The organism is Uliginosibacterium silvisoli (assembly GCF_036017035.1).
In the GTDB taxonomy this organism is placed as follows: domain Bacteria; phylum Pseudomonadota; class Gammaproteobacteria; order Burkholderiales; family Rhodocyclaceae; genus Viridibacterium; species Viridibacterium silvisoli.
The window spans coordinates 730115-752958 of sequence record NZ_JAYXHS010000001.1; the positions used below are offsets into that span (position 1 = coordinate 730115).

At 62.0% G+C, this 22844-nt stretch carries 21 protein-coding genes and 1 pseudogene; 13 read left to right on the plus strand and 9 right to left on the minus strand.

Translation table 11 applies throughout. The features are described 5' to 3' along the window. Positions 1-15: 15 nt before the first annotated feature. The 6 genes from VVD49_RS03330 to VVD49_RS03355 all read right to left on the minus strand — a co-directional run bounded on the left by VVD49_RS03330 (position 16) and on the right by VVD49_RS03355 (position 7940). A complete protein-coding gene (locus tag VVD49_RS03330) occupies positions 16-2250 on the minus strand; it encodes a putative bifunctional diguanylate cyclase/phosphodiesterase (RefSeq protein ID WP_327597706.1) in 2235 nt (744 codons plus the stop codon). Positions 2251-2405: 155 nt separating this feature from the next. After that, positions 2406-2912, minus strand: coding sequence for a flavin reductase family protein (locus tag VVD49_RS03335; RefSeq protein ID WP_327597707.1), 507 nt, complete (start codon positions 2910-2912; stop codon positions 2406-2408). A 104-nt stretch (positions 2913-3016) separates the two neighbouring features. After that, on the minus strand, positions 3017-4618 hold the full coding sequence (locus tag VVD49_RS03340) for a sensor histidine kinase (protein WP_327597708.1): 1602 nt from the start codon (positions 4616-4618) through the stop codon (positions 3017-3019). Positions 4619-4656: 38 nt separating this feature from the next. Beyond that, entirely contained in the window at positions 4657-5337 is a 681-nt protein-coding gene (locus VVD49_RS03345; protein ID WP_327597709.1) for a response regulator transcription factor, read from the minus strand. A 98-nt stretch (positions 5338-5435) separates the two neighbouring features. Beyond that, positions 5436-6182, minus strand: coding sequence for a metallophosphoesterase family protein (locus VVD49_RS03350; protein WP_327597710.1), 747 nt, complete (start codon positions 6180-6182; stop codon positions 5436-5438). Between the two features lie 114 nt (positions 6183-6296). After that, on the minus strand, positions 6297-7940 hold the full coding sequence (locus VVD49_RS03355) for an MFS transporter (RefSeq protein WP_327597711.1): 1644 nt from the start codon (positions 7938-7940) through the stop codon (positions 6297-6299). Between the two features lie 346 nt (positions 7941-8286). On the opposite strand from VVD49_RS03355, the gene VVD49_RS03360 reads away from it, so the two are divergent. The 7 genes from VVD49_RS03360 to VVD49_RS03390 all read left to right on the plus strand — a co-directional run bounded on the left by VVD49_RS03360 (position 8287) and on the right by VVD49_RS03390 (position 13162). After that, positions 8287-8598 carry a (2Fe-2S) ferredoxin domain-containing protein gene (locus VVD49_RS03360; protein WP_327597712.1) on the plus strand — a complete coding sequence of 104 codons (312 nt, stop codon included), beginning with the start codon at positions 8287-8289 and terminating at the stop codon, positions 8596-8598. After that, on the plus strand, positions 8595-9272 hold the full coding sequence (locus VVD49_RS03365; RefSeq protein ID WP_327597713.1) for an alpha/beta hydrolase: 678 nt from the start codon (positions 8595-8597) through the stop codon (positions 9270-9272). Before VVD49_RS03360 ends, VVD49_RS03365 begins: the two co-directional genes overlap by 4 nt. Then, on the plus strand, positions 9269-9889 hold the full coding sequence (locus VVD49_RS03370; RefSeq protein WP_327597714.1) for a glutathione S-transferase: 621 nt from the start codon (positions 9269-9271) through the stop codon (positions 9887-9889). The genes VVD49_RS03365 and VVD49_RS03370 overlap by 4 nt, the downstream gene beginning before the upstream one ends. Positions 9890-9908: 19 nt before the next feature. After that, entirely contained in the window at positions 9909-10499 is a 591-nt protein-coding gene (locus tag VVD49_RS03375) for a DUF2059 domain-containing protein (RefSeq protein WP_327597715.1), read from the plus strand. Positions 10500-10541: 42 nt separating this feature from the next. Continuing rightward, on the plus strand, positions 10542-10871 hold the full coding sequence (gene cutA / locus VVD49_RS03380; RefSeq protein ID WP_327597716.1) for a divalent-cation tolerance protein CutA: 330 nt from the start codon (positions 10542-10544) through the stop codon (positions 10869-10871). Positions 10872-10967: 96 nt separating this feature from the next. Further along, a complete protein-coding gene (dsbD, locus tag VVD49_RS03385) occupies positions 10968-12815 on the plus strand; it encodes a protein-disulfide reductase DsbD (RefSeq protein WP_327597717.1) in 1848 nt (615 codons plus the stop codon). After that, positions 12812-13162: a RidA family protein gene (locus VVD49_RS03390; protein ID WP_327597718.1), complete on the plus strand. Its 351-nt coding sequence runs from the start codon at positions 12812-12814 to the stop codon at positions 13160-13162. Before dsbD ends, VVD49_RS03390 begins: the two co-directional genes overlap by 4 nt. Before the next feature lie 3 nt (positions 13163-13165). On the opposite strand, the gene VVD49_RS03395 is transcribed toward VVD49_RS03390, so the two are convergent. Further along, on the minus strand, positions 13166-14083 hold the full coding sequence (locus tag VVD49_RS03395; protein WP_327597719.1) for a PhzF family phenazine biosynthesis protein: 918 nt from the start codon (positions 14081-14083) through the stop codon (positions 13166-13168). A gap of 248 nt (positions 14084-14331) precedes the next feature. Here VVD49_RS03395 and VVD49_RS03400 point away from each other — a divergent pair, with 248 nt between their 5' ends. The 6 genes from VVD49_RS03400 (at position 14332) to VVD49_RS03425 (ending at position 21833) form a co-directional block, all read left to right on the plus strand. Then, entirely contained in the window at positions 14332-18261 is a 3930-nt protein-coding gene (locus tag VVD49_RS03400) for a DUF3683 domain-containing protein (RefSeq protein WP_327597720.1), read from the plus strand. Positions 18262-18275: 14 nt separating this feature from the next. Beyond that, entirely contained in the window at positions 18276-18872 is a 597-nt protein-coding gene (gene pdxH, locus VVD49_RS03405; protein WP_327597721.1) for a pyridoxamine 5'-phosphate oxidase, read from the plus strand. A 79-nt stretch (positions 18873-18951) separates the two neighbouring features. After that, positions 18952-19608, plus strand: coding sequence for a carbonate dehydratase (gene can / locus VVD49_RS03410; RefSeq protein ID WP_327597722.1), 657 nt, complete (start codon positions 18952-18954; stop codon positions 19606-19608). A gap of 82 nt (positions 19609-19690) precedes the next feature. Continuing rightward, a complete protein-coding gene (locus tag VVD49_RS03415) occupies positions 19691-20281 on the plus strand; it encodes an SPOR domain-containing protein (protein ID WP_327597723.1) in 591 nt (196 codons plus the stop codon). A 64-nt stretch (positions 20282-20345) separates the two neighbouring features. Continuing rightward, positions 20346-20999, plus strand: a complete 654-nt coding sequence (locus VVD49_RS03420; protein ID WP_327597724.1) for a thiol:disulfide interchange protein DsbA/DsbL — start codon at positions 20346-20348, stop codon at positions 20997-20999. Positions 21000-21020: 21 nt separating this feature from the next. Next, the gene (locus VVD49_RS03425; RefSeq protein WP_327597725.1) at positions 21021-21833 is read left to right on the plus strand and encodes an SDR family oxidoreductase; all 813 of its coding nucleotides are present in this window, start codon (positions 21021-21023) and stop codon (positions 21831-21833) included. Positions 21834-21861: 28 nt separating this feature from the next. On the opposite strand, the pseudogene VVD49_RS21795 reads toward VVD49_RS03425, so the two are convergent. Further along, positions 21862-22041 (minus strand): annotated as a pseudogene (locus tag VVD49_RS21795) (SGNH hydrolase domain-containing protein); the annotation flags it as partial. Positions 22042-22145: 104 nt separating this feature from the next. Continuing rightward, entirely contained in the window at positions 22146-22838 is a 693-nt protein-coding gene (gene trmB, locus VVD49_RS03430) for a tRNA (guanosine(46)-N7)-methyltransferase TrmB (RefSeq protein WP_327597726.1), read from the minus strand. Positions 22839-22844: the final 6 nt, after the last annotated feature.

The following is a 22844-nucleotide window of genomic DNA, read 5'->3' on the forward strand; positions in this document are numbered from 1 at the left end:
GCTGCGATGCAGCGCTCATGCCTTGCGTGCCGAAAGCCATTCGATCAGCATCGGCACTTCCATTGGCCGCGCATAGAAATAGCCTTGGGCTTCGTCACAGCCCATGCTCTTGAGGGCGTCCACCTGCTCCTGCAGCTCGACCCCTTCGGCAATGACCGAGAAGCCCAGTTTCTGACCAAGCTGGATGACCAGCTCTGGAATACGCCGTGCGCGATCCTGCGAACAGATGTCGTTGATAAACGCACGATCAATCTTCAGGCGATCGATGTTCAGGCGCTGCAGGTAGGAAAGCGAAGAGAAGCCGGTGCCGAAATCGTCGAGCGCAATGCGCACGCCAAGCGCCTTGATCTGATCCAGCATACGGCTGATGAAGTCTGCCTCTTCCATGGCCACCGACTCGGTGACCTCCAGTTCGACGAATCCCGGGTCAGCCCCGCTATCACTCAGTGCCATCGACAGCGAGGAGAGGAATCTGGGGTGCCGCAACTGAATGACAGAGACATTGATGCCAACACGCAGCTGACCGAATCCATGCCGCGCCAGCTCTGCCTGCTGGAAGCACGCCATGCGCATGACCCAGTCGCCGATCTTGACGATCATGCCGGAGTGTTCGGCGATCGGGATGAAACGGTCAGGAGGAATCAACTGGCCATCTTCCGTGCGCCAGCGCAACAGCGCTTCGATGCCACAGACCTTGCCACTGCCCAGTTCGAGCTGCGGTTGATACACGAGAAACAACCGTTGCCGTTCGATGGCATGGCGCAGGGCCTGCAACAGGCGCACGCGCTCACGGATGTCGACCGCCATGTCGCGCGTGTAGAAGCTGTACTCGCCGCGGTTGCCTGTCTTGGCCCGGCGCAGGGCAATGTTGGCACCCTTCACCGCATCTATGCCATTGCCATCGATGTCGGCAAGATGCGCGACGCCGATGGTGACGGTCAGCATCATTTCCTGACCTTCGATGATGAAAGGATCGCTGAACAGCGCCAGCAGATGCGCAGGCATCAGATCCTCGACCAGGCCCAGCGCCGCAAACGTGTCGCCGGAAATGCGCGAGAACTGACAGCGACTACCCAGCGCAGCGAGCAGACGTTGCGCCACGGCGCGCAGCAACTGGTCGCCAAAACCGTGACCCAACGCATCGTTGGCCTCGGCAAAATGATCGATGTCGATCAGCGCCAGCGTGTAGCGCGCACTGTCCTGCGCGCCCAGACGCTGATCGAGTTGTTCGATCAGGCTCAGGCGATTGGGCAGGGAGGTCAGCGGATCGGTATAGGCGTGGCTGTGCAGGCGCGCAAACAGCAAAGTGTTGTCGAGGCCGACAGCGATATTGGCGCACAGCAGATCGACCAGCGCGCGGCTGTCCGCATCGATAGGCGCGCCGGCGTCGATGAAAGCCACCAGGCGGCAACGCTCACGCCCCAGCAGGAACAGCACCGATCCAGTCGGCGTGTAGCTGTTCTGCTCGGTGTCGACGCAGCGCAGCACTGCCTCGCGCACAGCCGCATCATCCACTTCAGCGAGCGAACGATTGGCATAGTCGGCGTAGCGTCCCGCAGCCGCAATGACGACGATGCCATCATTGCTGCCGTACTGGCTCGGCGCGTATTGCGCACAGATCAGACCATCGGCGCGCGCACCCAGCAGTTCGGCGAGGCGCTCGATGGCGCCGGCCGCGAATTCGTGAATGCCCGACAAGGCCATCAACTCGCTGGTCCAGCGCACCACGCTGTCGAGCGAGCGCCGATTGCGGTTGATCGAATGGATCTGGTCGTAAGAGCGGATCGCAGACGTCAGCGACGTGAACAGCTTGGTGCGCGTCAGCTCCGACTTGGTCTTGTAGTCGTTGATGTCGTAGTCGCGGATGGCCTGCATCTCCGGCGCATAGCCGGGCTGACCCGTGCGCAGGATGATGCGCGTCTCGTGCAGCTTGAGTTCATCGCGAATGATGCGCACCAGCCGCAAGCCGGCGTCATCCTGCTCCATGACCACGTCGAGCACGATGACAGCGATGTCCGGCTCCTGCTGCAGCAAGGCATGGGCACTGGCGGCCGAATTGGCGTGGAAGAATTGCAAGGGCCGATCGAGAACGAGTACATCGCGCAATGCAAATTCCGTCGCAGCATGCACGTCAGGATCGTCGTCGACGATCAGCACACGCCAGCTTGCAAGCTGCGCGCGCTCCAACGCCAACGCTGCGCCATCCGGCACGTCGTCGTCGGTGAACTGCAACTCGTCATCATCTGCCATACCGTTCCTTCACCACACCCTCGCAAAGGCCCACGCAACCGGGCGAATCATGCCACGATTGCCACACCCGGGGGAGGCGGAATAGCCCTACAAAACGGCCAGCCGCGCGTATTGACAGCGCTCCGGCACGCCCGTGCACGCACGCGGCAGAGACATCAAGGCAACGGCGCCATATGACGATAATGGCCCGAGAAATACAGCAAGGGATCGCGCTCGAAACGCTCGAAGCGCAGCACTTCGCTGAGGAACACCAGATGGTCGCCACCGTCATGCCGAATCTCGTTACGCACCTCGAAGTGTGCACAGCACCCCCGCAGCAATGGCACGCCATCGATGCCTTCATCCCACTCCAGCGTGCTGAACTTGTCCGTAGCCTTGCCGGCAAACAAACGCGACAGCTCCACTTGATCAGCCGAAAGCACGTTCACAGCGTAATGCCGACAAGGCTCGAAGGCGTCCCGCTGTGACAGGTGTCGTGACAGACTCCACACGATCATGGGCGGCGTCAGCGATACAGCATTGAATGAGTTGACGGTCAGGCCAACAGGTGACCCGTCTGCAGCGCGGGTAGTCATGACAGTGATACCCGTGGCAAACATGCCAAGCGCACGACGGAACGCTTTGGTATCGAAGCTCTGTTGCTCAGGGAGGACTTGCTGCATCGAGGCAGGCGCCGCAAGGGCGATGGATTGGGGAAGCCGCGATTATCGGGGGCTTTGGCGCTCAAGTCGAGGGCAGAGGGACCTGCCCTGATATGCGGTGACGCTCAGGTAGCGGGCAGATCTTCGGTATCGACCGTTGCCTGCAGTGCAGCAACATGCCGGACAGGGAACACGACTTGCACCAGCAGCCCGCTGGCAAGGGGATTGTCGTGCAGGCTGACTTCACCCCCATGCAACTCCGCTACCTCACGCACGATGGCCAGGCCAAGGCCACTGCCTTCGGCGCCTGTGCCCAGTACGCGATAGAAACGCTGGAAGACCTTTTCGCGTTCGTCGACGGCAATGCCGGGGCCATTGTCCATCACGCTCAACACGGCACACTCGACGGTGCTGCCGGGCACCCCGTCCTCGGCTTCGCGCTGCCAGCCCGCCCGCTGCAAGGAGACCGTTACCTGCCCCCCGGCGGGCGTGTACTTGATGGCGTTGTCGACCAGGTTGGTCAGCAATTCACGGAGCAGCACTTCGCTGCCTTCCAGATAGATATTGCCCTCGCCCTGCTCGCTTGCTGCAACGAGATCGCCGCCCAGATCCACTCCCAGGTCTATGCCCTTCCGGAGCGCCAGCGGCACGCAGTCCGACACGCACTCGCGCACGAGCTGCGCCATGTCGATACGATCAAAGCGATGCACGTTTTCCGAACTGGCTTCGGCGCGTGCCAGCGACAACAACTGGTTGATGAGGCGCGCAGCGCGCTCTGCACCGACCCAGGCGCGCTGCATGGCCGCGCGCATCTGATCAGTCTCGACCTCCGATGCAGCCAACTCGATCTGCATCTTGAGTCCAGCCAGCGGGGTGCGCATCTGATGTGCGGCATCGGCAATGAAGTGCTGCTGCGCATGCAGCAGGCTATCGAGCCGCGCCATCATGTCGTTGAAAGCCACGATCAGGGGCCGCACTTCTTCGGGCACGCTATCCGGCGGGATCGGAGACAGATCGCCCGGACGTCGTTCGCGGATAAGCCCTTGCAAGCCCCCCAGCGGCGCAATGCCGCGCGACAAGCCGAACCACACCAGCAACACCGCCAGCGGAATGATCGCGAATTGCGGCAAGAGCACGCCCGACACAATGCGCGAAGACAGCGAGCTGCGCTTGTTGCGCGTCTCGGCGACCTGTACGACCGTAAAGCGCTCATCTTCTGCCGAGGTCGCGCGCCGGGTCACTGATTCACGCAGCGCCAGCGATGCCACGCGGATATCTTCACCATGAATGTCGGCATCGCGAAAGACAATGCGACCGACATTGCGGACCACTTCGTCATCAGGCGCAGGCACCTCGCTGTCGCCCGCCAGCAAGCGGCCATCGGGCGCGAGAATCTGGTAATAGATGGTGTCTTCGGTATCGGAGCGCAGCAGCCGGCTGGCGGAGCTCGACAGCTCGATATTCACGCTGCCGTCGCTCGCGATCAGCACTTGCCGTGACAGCGCGCGCACCTGATCGGCCAAGGCCTGGTCGTAGGGCTGGTTGGCGATATGCAGTGCGACGTCATACGTCAGGATGATGGAGATCGGCCACAGGAAAAGCAGTGGCGCGAGCATCCAGTCAAGAATCTCTCCGAACAGCGAGTAAGACGCAGAGGGAGACCCGTCGGGCGTACGTGCCCCGCCTCGCCCGCCACGCAGGCGATAGAGCAGGCGGGACAGCCGCATGTTATCCAGCATGGCAAGGCCGACAAACGACGGTCGGCCTAGAGACCACTGACCGCATCCGGTTTTTCAAGGCAATAGCCGAGGCCGCGCACGGTCGTGATACGCAGCCCGCTTGTTTCGAGCTTCTTGCGCAAACGGTGCACGTACACCTCGATCGCGTTCAACGACACCTCCTCGCCCCAGCCACAGAGGTGATCCACCAGATGCTCCTTGCTCACCAGTCTGCCCGCACGCAGCAGCAAGACTTCGAGCACCCCTGCCTCGCGCGCTGAGAGATCCAGCAGATGGCCATCCACCGTCACCGAGCGATCCGCCTGGTCGTAATGCAAGGCGCCCAGCGTGACGACGCGCCCTTGCCCCGTGCCACGGCGCGTCAGCGCACGCACCCGGGCTTCGAGTTCGGGCAAGGCAAAAGGCTTGGTGAGATAGTCGTCGGCACCGGCGTCGAGTCCCGTCACCCGGTCCTGCACCGCATCGCGTGCGGTGAGGATAAGTACCGGGCAGGTCGACTTGCGGTTGCGCAGACGCTGCAGGACTTCGATGCCCGACATGCGCGGCAGGCCCAGGTCCAGCACCAACAGATCGTAGGGCTGTGAGGCCAGTGCCGCATCGGCCTCGGTACCCGTGGCCGCGTGATCCACGGCGTACCCGGCACGCTTGAGCGCTCGCGTCAGTGCGTCCGCAATGAGTTCGTCATCTTCGGCAATCAGGATGCGCATGTCTGGGAGGATGGATGGCGTGGGCGCCAGTTTAGCCCGGATGCCGCACGGGGTAGATCAGGTCTGACCTCAAGGCCCTGACCTTGCTGCCCTTGGCCCTAGGCCAGGCCTTCGACGTGACGTGCCAGGCGCTCCGGCAAACCAGCCCCGCGGATCTTTGCGGCCGTCGTCGCGTAGTCATATGGCACGCGGAAAAAACTCAGGCGGCAGCGCGCACGGTCAAACAAGGCGTACCGCGCACCGACCTGACCGTCACGCGGCTGGCCACAGGAGCCAACAATCGCCAGCCAGTGACGATGCGAAGGCAAGGGGATCGCCACGTCTTCGCGCGGCCGGATCGGCGAAAAACAGCCCTGCTCGCCCGCGTAGTAGATCGCCGGATCGTGCACATGTCCGCTGAATACCCAGTGCGTACCTGCCACGCGCAGGCTGCGTGCAGCGGCATCGCCGTCGTAGATGTAGGTCCAGTTCTCGGGGGCAGCGGCGCTGGCGTGCACCCAGGTCATGTCGTCTTCCTGCAGCAGAAGCGGCAGATCGGCAAGGAAGCGTAGCTGCGGCACATCCAGCTGGGCGCGCGTCCACAGCACTGATTGCTGCGCCACTTCGTTCATGGTGCCGGCGAGGTTCAAGGCAATGGCGTTATCGTGATTGCCAAGTACGGCAAGATCGCCACGCGCCAGACCTTGCTGAATGCGCTCGAGAACCGCAACCGGGTCCGGGCCGTAACCAACGAGGTCGCCAAGATATATGTGACGGTCGGCGCCTTGCGCCGCGGCATGCGCGAGAACGGCATCAAGCGCCTCGATATTGCTGTGGATGTCGGCAATCAATGCGTACTTCGTCACTGCACACGGCCCGGCAAGAGAAAAGGGAAAAGACTCTAAAAGAAATGGCCCGCAGGACATGCGGGCCATCGCGCTACGCCGTCACCGGCTGCCGCCCGCAGGCGGCTCCATAGTTCAGGTGTGATGAATATCGCGATCCTTGGTTTCCGGCAGGAACAGCGTGCCGATGATCGCCGTGGCAACGGCTACGACGATCGGATACCACAGACCGTAATACACATCCCCGGTCGCCGCAACCATGGCGAAGGCGGTGGTAGGCAGGAAGCCACCAAACCAGCCATTGCCGATGTGATACGGCAGGGACATCGAGGTGTAGCGGATCTTCGCCGGGAACAGCTCGACCAGCCAGGCCGCGATCGGACCGTAAACCAGCGTGACATAGATCACCAGCACGGTCAGCAACACCCACACGGTCAGCTTGTCGATCTTGGCCGGATCAGCCTTGTCGGGATAGCCCGCATCCTTCAAGGCCGTGCCGAGCGCCTTGTTGAACGCATCGCTCTTGGCCTTGGCATCCTCTTTCGACAGACCCTTGCCTTCGTAGCCTTCGATGACGACCTCGCCCACCTTGATCTGCGAAACCGAGCCTGGCGCAGCAGCTACGTTCACATAGTTCACCGACTTCTTGGCCAGCGTGCTCTTGGCGATATCGCAGGAGCTGATGAATTTGGCCTTGCCGACGGGGTCGAACTGGAAGGAGCAGCTGGCCGGGTCAGCCACGACGGAGACCGGCGCCTTCTCCTGGGCTGCGTGCAGGTCCGGATTACCGGCCGCGGCAATACCCTTGAAGATCGGGAAGTAGGTCAGCGCCGCGATGATGCAGCCGAACATGATGATGGGCTTGCGACCGATCTTGTCCGACAGCGAGCCGAAGACGATGAAGAACGGCGTACCCGCAAGCAACGCAGCCGCAATCAGCAGGTTGGCCGTAGTCGCGTCGATCTTGAGTGTCTGCGTCAGGAAGAACAAGGCATAGAACTGCCCCGTGTACCAGACGACCGCCTGACCGGCTGTTGCGCCAAACAGCGCCAGCAACACGATCTTGAGGTTGCTCCAGCGACCGAACGACTCGGTCAGTGGCGCCTTGGACGCCTTGCCTTCAGCCTTCATGCGGGCGAACACCGGTGACTCGGAGAGTTGCATACGGATCCACACCGAGATGCCAAGCAGCACGATGGACAACAGGAACGGAATGCGCCAGCCCCAGGCATCGAACTCCTCCGGCGACAAGACGGTGCGCACACCAAGAATCACCAGCAGGGACAGGAACAGGCCAAGCGTAGCCGTCGTCTGGATCCAGCTCGTGAAGAACCCGCGCTTGCCCTGCGGCGCATGCTCTGCCACATACGTTGCCGCGCCTCCGTACTCACCGCCGAGCGCCAGACCTTGCAGCAGGCGTAGCGAGATGAGGATGATGGGCGCCGCGACGCCGATGCTGGCGTACGAGGGCAACAGGCCGACCACAAAGGTCGACAGGCCCATGATGAGGATGGTGACGAGGAAGGTGTACTTGCGACCGATCAGGTCACCCAGGCGGCCGAAGAAGATCGCGCCGAAGGGACGTACTGCAAAACCGGCAGCGAACGCCAGCAGTGCAAAAATGAATGCGGTCGTGTCATTCACGCCGGAAAAGAACTGCTTGGCGATGACGGCCGCCAGCGAACCATACAGATAGAAGTCGTACCACTCGAACACGGTACCGAGTGAGGACGCAAAGATAACCGTGCGCTCCTCCTTGGTGATGCCTGCTTGCGCCATAAAGATCTCCTCCTTGTTGTATTGCGATCGGGCTGCGGATCAATTGAAGGATTTGTTGAGCTGATCCTGCACAACCCCAGCAGCAGCCTAGGAGCGCTGGCTTACGGTCAACTTACGCGTTCAGCATGCGGTGCAGCATTTACAGGCACCCTACAAGCTTCATGGCTCGGGCAGCACTCGATGCAGCGCCTTGCTGCATTGCGCGAGCCCGCGCTCAATCAATGTCCCGCCTGGCACGCTGGCCGACCATCGACACCCTATAATAGGGCTGGCCTGCCGGCCGATGCCGACTGGTCAAGCGCTGCACTTTTCGCGGTTTCCCGCACGCACACCCGCCCCGATGCCCATGAGCCAATATTTCAAGCACCACGTTTTCTTCTGCTGCAACCAGCGCCAGCCGCCCGACAGCTGCTGCAACAACCAGGGCGCCAGCGAATTGCAGGCCTACGCCAAGAGTCGCATCTCGGCGCTCGGCCTCAAGGGCAAGGGCAACATCCGCATCAACAAGGCTGGTTGCCTGGATCGTTGCGACGATGGCCCGGTGCTCGTGGTATACCCGGACGGTGTCTGGTACACCTACGTCGACCAGGCAGATATCGACGAGATCATCAGCGAACACCTGCAGCACGGGCGCATCGTGGAGCGGCTGAAGATATGACAACAGCACCAGTGCCGGGCGCGGCGAACTCACAACTGGTCGCCGGCCCTGTCGGCAACATCGAAGTCATCATCGATACACCCTCCACGCCCCGTGGCATTGCGCTGGTGACTCATCCTCACCCCTTGTTTGGCGGCGCCAATACCAACAAGGTTGCCTACACCCTGGCGCGCGCGCTGCGCGACCTCGGCTACGTGGCCTTGCGGCCGAATTTTCGCGGTGTCGGCAAGACCGCAGGCGAACACGACAATGGCAAGGGCGAGACCGAAGACATGCTGGCCGTGCTCGCCTGGGCGAAGCAGCACTGGCCCGAGCTGGCGAGCCAACCCGTACTGCTCGCCGGTTTCTCGTTTGGTGCCTATGTGCAGACGCGCGTCGCGCTGCGCCTGGTCGAGGCAGGCCAGCCCGCCCGACGGCTGATCCTGGTCGGCACTGCGGCAGGCCATGTGGAAGGTGCGCGACAGTACGACACCGGCGCTGTCGCAGCCGACACCCTGGTCATCCACGGCTCAAAGGATGAGACCGTGCCACTGCAGAACGTGCTTGCTTGGGCGGAGCCGCTGGAGTTGCCGGTCGTCGTCGTCGCCGGTGCCGATCATTTCTTTCATGGTCGTCTGCAGAACATCCGCGACATCATCAATCGTGCCATGCGCAACGAGGAGCAGGCCGCATGAAACTCATTGGCTCGCTGACCAGCCCCTACGTGCGCAAGATCCGCGTCATGCTGCTGGAGAAGAATCTGCCCTTCGATCTGGTCATCGATTCGCCGTGGGAGCCGAGCACTCACGTGTCCGACTTCAACCCGCTGGGCAAGGTGCCGGCACTGGTGACTGACGAAGGCGAAACCCTGTTCGATTCGAACATTCTCGCCGAGTACATCGAACTGCTGGATGTCGCGCCGCCTCATGCGCCGAAGTTCCTGCCTGCAGACCGCGCAGCAGCCCTGCGCATACGGCAACTGGTCATGCTGGCCGACGGCATCGCCGATGCAGGTGTTGCCGTCTTCCTCGAGATTAAACGCCCCGTCGACCATCAAGACGCCAACTGGCTCGCACGCCAGCACGGCAAGATCTTGCGTGGCCTTGCAGCGCTGGAGAGCCGCGCCAGCGCGAGCACCTGGCTCGCCGGCGAAGAGATGAGCCTGGCCGACATCGCCCTCGGTTGCGTACTGCTGTGGCTCGATATCCGCGTCAGTACGCTCAAGTGGCGCGATGATCATCCGGCGCTGAGCCGCCTCGTCGCGACACTCTCCGCACGTCCAAGCTTCCAGAACACCATTCCACCCGCATAGCCCCCAACCGGAGAACGCCATGCCTCGTACCGCCAAGACCTCTCGCCCGCTGCGCCCGGCGCTGCTGGCAACCCTGCTGGCAGCTCTGTTGCTCAACCTCGCGCCGGCACACGCAGATGAGCTGACTGCGGAAAAGAAAGCCGACATCCTCAAGCTGCTGAGTGCCAACGGCACCGAGCGCGTCGTCGACTCCCTATCAACAATGGTGACGCAGAGTTACATGCAGTCATTGCGCAATTGCACCAACTGCTCGCCGAAGATTCCCGACGTCGTGCGCAACGAGACCCGCAGCGTGCTGGCAAGCCATATGCGCGGCGACGGCGGCTTGCTCGATCGGCAAGTCCCCATCTACAGCGCGCATTTCACGCATGCCGAGGTCAAACAGCTGCTGGCCTTCTACAACACGGCCGTGGGCAAGAAGCTGGTCTCGCAGTCGGGAGACGTCACACGCGGCAGCATCCAGGCCAGCCAGGAATGGCTCAACGGCCTGGCGCCAGAGATCCGCGAGCGGGTCGATGTCGCGCTGACCAAGGGCGGTATCAAGCCACCGCAGCCCGGCACACCCCCACCCAGCGTGATGCAGCCGCCCGCGCAGCAATCCGGACGCTGAGCCCGATCCAGCCAGCCCCTCGCCAAGGAGAAAGGCACGTCGATGCTGCCCAATTCTGTCCTGATGGTCCTGACCACCGTGCCGGATGCCGACACGGCACAAAAAATTGCTCGCTCGCTCGTGGAACGTCGGCTCGCTGCCTGTGTCAACATCCTCGCGCCTTGTCAGTCGATCTACAACTGGCAGGGCTCGGTGGAAGACTCGAACGAAATCCCGATGCTGATCAAGACCACTGCGGCGCGCTATGGCATGCTCGAAGCAGCGATCACGGCACTGCATCCCCATGAAGTGCCGGAAATCGTTGCCCTGCCCTTGTCGCACGGATTGCCGGAATACCTTGGCTGGGTGGTTGCCGAAACACAGCCCGACTGAGGCGTCAGGATTGGGCACACACTTGAGTCTGCATCGCCAATAACAATACAGATCCTGGGCGCAGACCGTCTGCGCAGCTATCAGCTCATCCCTTACATGTCCGCATTACGCTTCCTGTTTGCCTGTCTCCTCAGCCTGGGGCTGCTGTTTCAAAGCCATGCCGCTCTCGCCGCCGCCGAAGAGCCGCTCCCGCCCGAACAGGCTTTCGCCATGACGGCGTCGCTGATCGACGAGCACACGGCCGAGATCCGCTTCAATATCGCGCCCGGCTACTATCTCTACCTGAACAAGTTCAAGTACGCCACCGAGCCAGGCGGCCCGGTCAGCAGCGCGCCGCAGTACCCTCAAGGCGAAGAGCACGAAGACAAGTTCTTCGGCAAGCAAACCATCTTCCGCAATGCACTTGTCATTCGCCTGCCGGTCGATCTGCCCGAGGCCAGCGGCAAGACAGCACAGATCATCGTGACCGCCCAAGGCTGCACCGAGCGACTGGGTGTCTGCTATCCGCCCAACGACTTCGCGGCAGATCTCAAGCTCGTCAATATGAGCGTGATCAAGCCCGATGCCAGCGCCCCGCGCAGCGGCCTGCTCGGCGATCTTGACGGCAACGCACACGCCCGGATGGATCGCCCGATCGACGCGCCACAAGGCAACACATCCGCCGCAGTAGCGGCCGTCGAAGACGATACGGAAAGCATTGCCGACCTGCTGCGCGCCGGCAATGTCCTGCCCGTCCTGCTGAGCTTCTTCGGCTTCGGCTTGTTGCTGGCCTTCACGCCCTGCATGCTGCCGATGATCCCCATCCTGTCCGGCATCATCGTCGGCCATGGCGAGGACATCAGCCGCCAACGCGCGCTTCGACTGAGCAGCGCCTATGTCGTTGGCATGTCCTTGACCTACGCCGCAGCAGGCGTGGCGGCTGGCATGTCCGGTACCCTGTTGAGCACCTGGCTGCAGAACATCTGGGTACTCGGCGCCTTTGCGCTGATCTTTGTCGTACTGGCGCTGTCGATGTTCGACGTCTTCACGCTGCAACTGCCTTCCGGCTTGCAAGCGCGCCTGTCAGGTCTCGCCAATCAGCAGAGTGGTTCGGCGTGGGGTGTGGCCGTCATGGGTGCCTTGTCGGCCCTGATCGTCGGCCCCTGCATGGCCGCGCCACTGGCCGGCACCCTGCTGTTCATCGCACAGACCGGCAATGCCTCGCTTGGCGGCATGGCGCTGTTCGCGCTTGCCATCGGCATGGGCACACCCTTGATCGCCATTGGCGTCATGGCCCGCCACTGGCTGCCAAGGCCTGGCCCCTGGATGGATGGCGTGAAGCAATTCTTCGGCATCGTGCTGCTCGGCACTGCGCTATGGCTGGTCGCGCCGGTCCTGCCCCCCGCCGTAGCGTGGAGCTTGCTGGCCACCCTGATCGTGCTGGCCGGCTGGCTGATGTGGCGCAACACCCGCAGCTTGCGCGGCGCCAATGGCCGCCGGGTGGGCGCGCTTCTCGCCGGCGCCTTGCTGGTGACTGGCGCAGCCGTGCTGATTGGTGGCCTGCTTCGCCCGAACACCCTGTCCAGCCTGAATGGCAATGGACAGGAACCGCCCTTCGCGCCTGTCCGCAGCGTGGCAGAACTCGACAGCAGTATTGCTGCATCCGGCAAACCGGTCATGCTGGATTTCTACGCGGACTGGTGCGTGAGCTGCAAGGAGATGGAGCATTACACCTTCAGCGACCCGCGCGTCGCAGCGCAGCTGGCAGGCTTCACGCTGCTGCGCGCCGACGTGACGAAGAACAATGCCGATGACCGCGCCCTGCTCAAGCGCTTCGGCCTGTTCGGCCCGCCGGGCATCATTTTCTTCGACGCCAATGGGCAGGAGCGCAAGGATGTTCGCGTGATCGGCTACCAGCGTGCGGAGCGCTTCAGCAAGGTGCTGACACAGGTGCAGACAAAATGATCGAACGTCTCGGCAGCACCCCGCGCTACGCGGATGCGACGATCTTCAACGGACTCGTCCACGCAGTGGAAGTCCCGGCGAGCGAGGACGGCGACATCGCCAGCCAGATGCAAAGCCTGCTCGCGGCACTTGAGCGCACGCTCATCGCCGCGCGCTCAGGCAAGGATGGTCTGCTCATGGCCACGGTCTATCTGACCGACATGGCCGATTACGACGGCATGAACCGGATCTGGGAAAGCTGGCTGCCGGCAGGCGCGGCGCCAGCACGCGCTTGCGTGAAAGTGGCCGGACTGGCGCGGCCCGGCTGGCGTGTGGAGATCGCGGCGACAGCAGCAACTACCGCCTGAACACTACAAGTACAAAGCCCCTTCACCTATCACCACCGCCGTGCCGCCCACGCGGATGGCCGTGATCTGGCCATTGGCCTTGTCGGCCTCGATGTAGAGCTGGCTCGGGCGCCCCATGTCGTAGCCCTGCCAGACCTCCCAGCGGAAACTGCCATCGCGCGCCGGCTCGCGCACGGCAAGATAGCCCGCCAGTGCGGCGGCGGCGGCGCCAGTTGCCGGATCTTCATAGAAGCCGAACGATGGTGAGAAGACGCGCACGTGCAGCCGCGCACGCTCAACCGGGTCGCGGACGAAAACACAAATCGAACCGGCCCAGCTGTTTGCAGCCCACATGTTGTAGGACGACATGTCGAGCTGGATGTTGGACAAGCTCGGCAGCCGTTCGAGCGGCACGAAATGGAATGGCACGCCACAGCTCACGGCATCCGGCCCCGTCGGGCCGTCGAGCACATCCTCGGGCAACAAACCCACAATGCCAGCAAGGATTTCGGACGATAGCGGCGGCCCGAACTGCGGCAGGATGGCCGTAGAGAACTGGCAGAACACTGGCTTGCCATCGCGTACTTCGATGCGGATCGGTACTGGCCCGACGCCTTCGAAGAAGGTGAACTCGTTGATGCCCTCGGTCAGCGGAATCAAGCCCTGGCTGGCCAGCACATGGGCCGTGCCGAGCGTGGGATGACCCGCAAACGGTAATTCCTTGGCCGGCGCAAAGATGCGGACACGGCAGCTATTGCCTTCACGCGGCCCGCAAACAAAGGCTGTTTCGGAAAGATTGAACTCGCGCGCAATGCGCTGCATGTCCGCGTCGGACAAGCCATCGCCGCCAGGAAAAACAGCCAGAGGGTTGCCGCTGAAGGTTTCGCGGGTAAACACATCTGCAATGAAATATTTATGCTGGCGCTTCTCTGAAGGCTTCATGGCATCCCGTTGTACTGATTTTCGTACGCGCCAGCAGTATCTGACAGCTACCTGATCGCGACGCGGCCTGTTTCACTGCGCTTCTATTGCCCTGTGCCTGAGAGGGTTTTATCCGATCGCACGGCCATTGCAAAGTGTTTTCAAAGGTTTTTGCCAGTCGCGTGTGGAAAAGCTGCACGCTTGCCCCGGGGGGCTTAAAATAGGGGGCTCCGCTCGACACGAGCGCTGTACCCGTCCGGTCGCCACGCATGCACGCCAGCCCAGAATTCGCCGCCACCTCGCCCACCGCCCAGGCTCCGCGCCTGCGCGAGATTCCGTACAACTACACCTCTTTCTCCGACCGCGAAATCGTCATTCGCCTGCTCGGCGCACCGCTGTGGTCCGTGCTTGAATCCCTGCGCAACGAACGCGTCACGGGCCGTTCTGCACGCATGCTCTACGAAGTGCTCGGCGACATCTGGGTCGTGCAACGCAACCCCTACCTCGAAGACGATCTGCTCGACAATCGCAACCGCCGTGGTGCGCTGATCGGTGCCCTGCGTCATCGTCTCGAAGCCGTCGACAAGCGCCGCCGCGAATCGGAAGCCGCCGACCCGGTCCGCGCCGAGAAGGTAGCGCAATTGGTTCAAGCTGCCAATAAGGCTGTCGACACCTTCGCGCGCCACTTCGAAAAAACTTACGACCTGCGCCGTCGCGCCCAGAAGCTCCTGTCGCGCCATACGCGCAAGGACAATATCTGCTTCGACGGTTACGCCCGCGTTGCCCACGTGACCGATGCCACCGACTGGCGCGTGGAGTATCCATTTGTAGTGCTCTACCCGGACACGGAAGAAGAGATCGGGCATCTGGTGCGCGACTGCATCGAGCTCGGTCTGACCATCATCCCGCGCGGCGGCGGCACGGGCTACACCGGCGGCGCCGTACCGCTCTCACCTTACTCGGTCGTCATCAACACCGAGAAGCTGATCGACATGGGCAAGGTGGTGTATCAGACCCTGCCCGGCGTCACCGAGCCGTACGCGACCGTGTTTACCGGCGCCGGTCTGGTCACGCGACGCGTGATGGAAGCAGCCGAAGATGCCGGCCTGGTCTTCGCCTGCGACCCGACCTCGGCCGACGCCTCGTGCATCGGCGGCAATGTCGCCATGAACGCCGGCGGCAAGAAGGCCGTGCTGTGGGGCACCGCGCTCGACAACCTCGCTTCGTGGAAGATGGTCTCGCCCGATGGCAACTGGATGGAGGTGGTGCGCCTCAATCACAACCTCGGAAAGATCCATGATCAGGAAAGCGTCGACTTCCTCGTCAAGCGTTTCGATACCACGGGCAACAAGCTGTTGTCCGAGGAAAAGCTGACCCTGCCCGGTGCCAGCTTCCGCAAGGTCGGCCTCGGCAAGGACGTCACAGACAAGTTCCTCGGTGGCGTGCCGGGCATCCAGAAGGAAGGCACGGACGGCATCATCACCTCTGCCGTGTGGATCCTGCACAAGATGCCGGCGCACACGCGCACCGTTTGCCTGGAGTTCTACGGCCAGGTGCGCGAAGCGGTGCCGGCGATTGTCGAGATCAAGGACTACATCGACAGCCTGCCTAAGACCGGCGACAACCGCGTGCTGCTGGCCGGTCTCGAACACCTGGACGAGCGCTATGTGAAGGCCGTCGGCTATGCCACCAAGGCCAAACGCCATGGGCGGCCGAAGATGGTGCTGATCGGCGACATCGTCGGTGACGACGAGAACGCCGTGGCTCTCGCCACCTCCGAAGTGGTGCGCATCTGCAACGCGCGCGGCGCGGAAGGCTTCATCGCCGTCACGCCGGATACGCGCAAGAAATTCTGGCTCGACCGCGGCCGCACCGCCGCCATCGCGAAGCACACCAACGCCTTCAAGATCAACGAAGACGTGGTGATCCCGCTGCCGCGCATGGGCGACTACTGCGACGGCATCGAGCGCATCAACATCGAGCTGTCTATCAAGAACAAGCTCAAGCTCGCCGACGCCATCGCGCAGTTCCTCGACGGCGATCTGCCGCTACGCGTCGATGATTCGAACATCGAGAAGGAAGTGCTGATAGGCGACCGTCGTGCGCGCGCACTCGAAACGGTATCGCTGGTGCGCCGCCGCTGGCAGTGGATTCTCGACAACCTCGACACGCCGCTTGCACAAGCCGAGGCGCAGTTCGCTGAACTCGGCATCGAGGCGGGCGAGCTGACCAACCGCACCAGCAACCCCACGCTCTTCCACCGCGTGCAGGACTATTCCGTCCGGATTTCGTGGAAGACGGAACTCAAGCTGGCCAACGAGGAAATCTTCGAAGGCAATCTGTATCGCCCGCTGATTGAAAAGCTCGAAGCGATCCAGAAGGATGTGCTGCGCGGCCGCGTTTTCGTCGCCCTGCACATGCACGCCGGTGACGGCAATGTGCACACCAATCTGCCGGTAAACTCCGATCACTACGAAATGCTGCAGGAGGCCAATGCGGCCGTCGTGCGCATCATGGCGCTGGCTCGCTCGCTCGGTGGCGTGATCTCTGGCGAGCACGGCATCGGCATTACCAAACTCGAATTCCTGACCGAAGAGGAAGTCGCGCCGTTCCGCGCCTACAAGAACAAGGTCGATCCGGAAGGCCGCTTCAACAAGGGCAAGCTGATGGCTGGCGGCGACCTGACGCACGCCTACACGCCAAGCTTCAACCTGATGGGCCACGAGTCGCTGATCATGCAGCAAAGCGACCTGATCGGCATCCAGGATTCGATCAAGGACTGCCTGCGCTGCGGCAAGTGCAAGCCGGTCTGCGCCACACACGTGCCGCGCGCCAACCTGATGTATTCGCCGCGCAACAAGATCCTCGCGACCTCCTTGCTGACGGAGGCTTTCCTCTACGAAGAACAAACGCGTCGCGGCATCTCGATCAAGCATTGGGAAGAGTTCGAGGACGTCGCCGATCACTGCACGATCTGCCATAAGTGCTACAACCCCTGCCCGGTGGATATCGACTTCGGCGACGTGTCGATGAACATGCGCAACGTGCTGCGCAAGATGGGCAAGCAGAGCTTCAATCCGGCCAAGACGATGGCCATGGCTTTCCTGAACACCACCTCGCCCGAGCGCATCAAGCTGCTGCGCACGGTGAGCATCCAATGGGCATACAAGGCACAGCGTCTCGGCAATCGCGTACTGTCGGGCTTCGCCAAGCGCCAGACAGCGCATCCGCCCGCTTCGCTCGGCAAGCCGGAAATCAAGGCGCAGGTGATTCACTTCATCAACAAGAAGATGCCGGGCAAGCTGCCGAACAAGACGGCACGCGCGCTGCTGGACATCGAGGACGCCGAGATCGTGCCGGTGATCCGCGACCCTCAGAAGACCAAGGCGGATTCGGAAGCGGTCTTCTACTTCCCCGGTTGCGGCTCGGAGCGTCTGTTCTCGCAGGTCGGGCTCGCCACACAGGCGATGCTGTACCACGTCGGCGTACAGACGGTGCTGCCGCCGGGCTACCTGTGCTGCGGTTATCCGCAGCGCGGCGCGGGCCAGTACGACAAAGCCGAGAAGATCAGCACGGACAACCGCGTGCTGTTCCATCGCGTTGCCAACACGCTCAACTACCTCGACATCAAGACCGTCGTGGTCAGCTGTGGCACTTGCTACGACCAGCTGGCAATGTATGAATTCGAAAAGATATTCCCTGGTTGCCGACTCATCGACATCCATGAATATCTGTTGGAGAAGGGCGTGAAGCTGGAGGGCGTAACCGGTACGCGCTACATGTACCACGACCCTTGCCACACGCCGATGAAGCTGCAGGATGCGACAAAGACGGTGAACCAGCTGATCACGACGGACGACGGCACCAAGGTTCTCAAGTCGGATCGTTGCTGCGGCGAAGCCGGCACGCTGGCCGTTGCACGCCCGGATATTTCGACACAGGTGCGCTACTCGAAGGAGGCCTCGATCAAGCTCGGCGAGGAGAAGCTGCGCGCTGATGGCTTCACCGGCAAGGTCAAGATGCTGACTTCCTGCCCGGCCTGCATGCAAGGCCTGCAACGCTACGAAGACGATATCCAGGGCGGTCTCGATGCAGATTACATCGTCATCGAAATGGCCAAGCGCATTCTCGGCGAGGACTGGATGCCTGAGTACGTCGACCGCGCCAACAGGGGTGGTATCGAGCGCGTCCTGCTGTAATGGTGCCGAACAGGATGAGTGAGCCCGCAAACACCGCTGAACTGATTGCCCGCTTCCAGCTCTGGTTGAGCGAAGCGGGCAAGTCGGAAATCAACGATCCGAACGCCATGTCGCTCGCCACTGTCGATGCGGATGGCATGCCATCGATCCGCATGGTGTTGCTCAAGCACGCAGACGAAGCGGGTTTTGTTTTCTATACGAATCTCGGCAGCCAGAAGGCTGCGGAGCTGCACGGCAACCCGCAGGCTGCGCTGTGCTTTCACTGGAAGAGCCTGCAGCGCCAGGTGCGTGTGCAGGGCCAGGTACAGCCGGTCAGCAATGCGGAGGCCGATGCCTATTTCGCCAGCCGGCCGCGCGATTCGCGCATTGGTGCCTGGGCTTCGAAACAGTCACAACCCATGCAAGGGCGTTTCGAGCTGGAGAAGCGTGTTGCCGAGAAGGCATTGCGCTTCAACATTGGCGAGATTCCTCGGCCCGAGTTCTGGTCAGGCTTTCGCGTTGTGCCTTCGACCATCGAATTCTGGGAGGCCAAGCCTTTCCGTCTTCACGATCGCAAGCGCTACGTGCGACAGGCCGACGATGCGTGGCAGGGAACGCCGCTCTTCCCATAGGCGCATGGCACGCATGTGAATCAGGCAAACGTGCATCGTGAGGTAAAATGCGGGCAAACATGCTACGGGGCACACGACCATGAACAATTCTCCCAACAGCCTGCTGTCCAACAACCGGACGTGGGCAAAGAACGCTGTCGAACGCGATCCTGAATTCTTCTCGCGACTGGTCGCGCAGCAGACACCGGAATACCTCTGGATCGGCTGTTCAGACAGTCGCGTGCCTGCCAACGAAATCACTGGGCTGGCGCCGGGCGAAGTCTTCGTCCATCGCAATATCGCCAACGTGGTGGTGCACAGCGACCTGAACTGCCTGTCTGTCATGCAGTTCGCTGTCGACGTGCTCAAGGTCAAGCACATCCTCGTCGTTGGCCACTACGGCTGCGGTGGTGTGCGCGCCGCGCTGGAGAACCTGCGCTTTGGCCTCGCTGACAACTGGATCCGCCACGTGCAGGACGTGCGCGACAAGTTCCGCACCCAGCTCGACAAGGTGGATGACGACAAGGCGCGCCTGGACAAGCTGTGCGAATTCAACGTGATCGAGCAAGTCCTCAACGTCAGCGAGACAACCGTGCTGCGCGATGCCTGGTCACGCGGCCAGGAGATCGCCGTACACGGCTGGATCTACGGCGTCGCCGATGGCTTGCTGACCGATCTCAGATCCAGCGTTTCGAAAGAAACCGAAGCACTGGAAGCCTATCTGGATGCAGTCAACAGCCTGACGGCCCGCATTTGAGTCCTTCCGGCGTGGCGCCTCCTTCAGAACTGATGCCGCAGTTATACTCGCCGTCGCACTCAGCACAACACGGAACATGCGCATGAGCTTTCCCCGCCACGCCCGCTGTAAACAGCGCGGCAACACCTTCGTCGGTGTTGCGATCGGTCTTCTGATCGGCATCCTCATCGCCGTCGTCATTGCGTTGTACATCAACTTCGGCAGCAAGCCTTTCACGCAGAAGGAAGACAAGGCCAGCCAGGCTTCTGCCCCGGTAGCGACTCCCGTCGCGCCCGCCTCGAGCGAGCCGATTGCCTTGCCCGGCAAGCCGGGCGACAAGCCGGTCACGCAACCCACGGACAAGCCGAGCTACGATTTCTACAAGATCCTGCCGGGCGGAGATGCCGCATCGGTTCCTGTTTCTGCCCCCAGCGGGGAACCTGCCGCGCCGGACAAGCTCTATCTGCAAGCGGGTGCCTTCCAGGATCCGGCAGAAGCTGACAACCTCAAGGCGCGTCTTGCGTTGATGGGACTGGAGGCTGGCGTCCAGAAAGTGGACACGGCTGACAAGGGTGTCTTGCATCGCGTGCGTGTCGGGCCGTTCCCGGGCCCGGGCGAAGCCGACACCGCACATGCCAAGCTGGCACAGGAAGGCATCGAGACCGTCATCGTGCGTGTAAAACCGCGTAAATAAGCGCTCACGACATCGGTCGCTAACCACCACTTCCGTTCGTATGTATAAAAACAGGAGATCACCCATGCTGCGCCGCAGTCTGTTCAAACTACTCATCGCCTCGGCCTGTATTGCAGCCGCCCCCCTGAGCTTCGCGCTCGACGCCGGCAAGGACTACAACCTGCTGCAACCCGCGCAACCCGGCGGCACCAACGGACAGATCGAAGTCATCGAGTTCTTCTCATATGGTTGCCCGCATTGCGCAGCGTTTGATCCCAAGCTGACCAAGTGGCGTGCTGCACAAGGCAAGGATGTCGTCTTCAAGCGCGTGCCCGTGAGCTTCGGTCGCCCGGAATGGGCCGCGCTGGGTCGCCTGTACCTGACGCTGAATGCGATGGGTCTTTCCGACAAGTACGACAGCAAGGTGTTCGATGGCGTACACAAGGAATACCTGAAGCTGAACGACGAGAAGGTGCGCAATGACTGGCTGACCAAGGAAGGCATCGACGTCAAGAAGTTCAACGACACCTGGCGCTCCTTCGGCATCGAGACAGCCGCGCGCCGTGCCGACCAGATGGCCGAGACCTACCGCGTGCAAGGCGTGCCGATGCTGGTCATCGACGGCAAGTACGTTCCGTCGGACAGCGGCGTGAAAGGCGAAGAAGCCGGTCACTCACGAGTTCTCGTCAACTCGGAGCAACTGGTCGCAAAGGCACGTGCCGAGAAGCCCAAGAAGTAAGCAGACTGGCATAGCAGCGACGTGAACGATCCAACCCCGGGCTCTGCGCCGCTGCGCGCACCTTTGCGCGTTTTCCTGACCGGTGCCTCCAGCGGCATCGGCGAAGCGCTGGCGCGGCACTACGCCGCGCAAGGCGCCCATGTCGGTCTGGTCGCTCGACGCGGCGACCAGCTCGCCAGGCTGTGTGCTTCATTACCTGGCGGGGAGGAAGCGCATATCGCGCTGGTGGCCAGCGTCAATGACGCAGAATCCATGCGTGCTGTTGCGCAGTTATACATGGCTCGCTTCGGGCTACCTGACATCGTCATTGCCAATGCCGGTATCTCGACCGGTTCGCTGACGGACGAATCCTCCGACCTGGAGGTATTCGAAACAGTGCTGGATACGAATGTGCTCGGCATGGTGCGGACCTTCATGCCGTTTGCGCGCGCCATGCGTCGCCGCGGCAGTGGCAAGCTCGTCGGCATTTCGTCGGTTGCAGGCGTGCGCGGCCTGCCCGGTGCAGGCGCCTACTCCGCGTCGAAGGCTGCCGTGAGCCGCTATCTGGAAAGCCTGCGCATCGAGATGCGCGGCAGCGGCTTGCAAGTGATCGATATCCGCCCCGGCTATATCGCCACACCGATGACGGCGGTCAATCCTTATGCCATGCCGTTCATCCTGCAGCCCGACGAAGCAGCGCGGCGCTTCGCCATCGCCATTGCAAGAGGCAGTTCGCAGGCCACGATTCCATGGCAAATGAATATCGTCGCCAAGGCCATGACGCTGCTGCCCAACTGGGTTTTCGACAGGTTGCTGGCGGGCGCCCGGCGCAAGCCGCGCGGCTTGCCACTCTAAGCGCGGGCTGCTTCTGCGGCTGCCCGCTTCAGAGAGCCCCGAATACTTCCGCGAACATGGGCACCAGAAGCTTGTTGCCGAACTCGTTCAGATGATCTGAATCGTAGTACAGCGGCCGACCGTCCTTGCTACCGTAGCAGAATCCATCGCGGCAGAAATAAGGCAAGGGATCGAGAATCTTCACACCGCACGCAGCGCGCGCTTTGTCTAGAGCAGCCCAGTGCCTCTTCTGTTTTTACCGACAGATAGCAATACACGACAATCACCACAAACGGTGCGCCTCGTCCCTTGCGGGCAATCAGCGCGGGGGCTTCAGGCCTTGCGCCTGAACACCAGATCCCACACGCCATGCCCCAGACGCAAGCCGCGTGCTTCGAATTTCGTCAGTGGGCGATAGTCCGGCTTCACCGCGTAGTCGATAGCCGTATTCTCAAGCAAGGGCTCAGCAGAGAGTACTTCAAGCATGAATTGCGCGTACTCCTCCCAATCCGTCGCGCAATGCAGATAGCCGCCTGGGGCAAGGTGCCTGGCAAGCTCGGCGACGAAAGCGGGCTGCAGGATACGACGCTTGTGGTGCCGCTTCTTCGGCCAAGGATCAGGGAAGAACACGTGCACGCCCGCCAGTGAATCCGGTGCAATCATGTCCCGCACCACTTCAGTTGCATCGTGCTGCATGACACGCAGATTGCTCAGCCCCTGCTCTTCGATCAGCTTGCAAAGATTGCCCACGCCGGGCCCATGCACTTCGATGCCGATAAAGTTGGTATCCGGTCTGGCGGCGGCGATGGCGGCGGTCGTGTCGCCCATGCCGCAACCAATCTCGAGTACGACCGGCGCATTGCGACCAAAGGCGCTGACGTAGTCGAGTACGGCCGGGCGATAGGTGATGCCGAAACGCGGCAACAACTCATCGATATAGCGCTTCTGCGCGTCGGACATACGTCCCTGGCGCAACACGAAACTGCGAATGGGTTGATTGGAAAAGCGCGGGGTCGATTCGGTCATGATGAT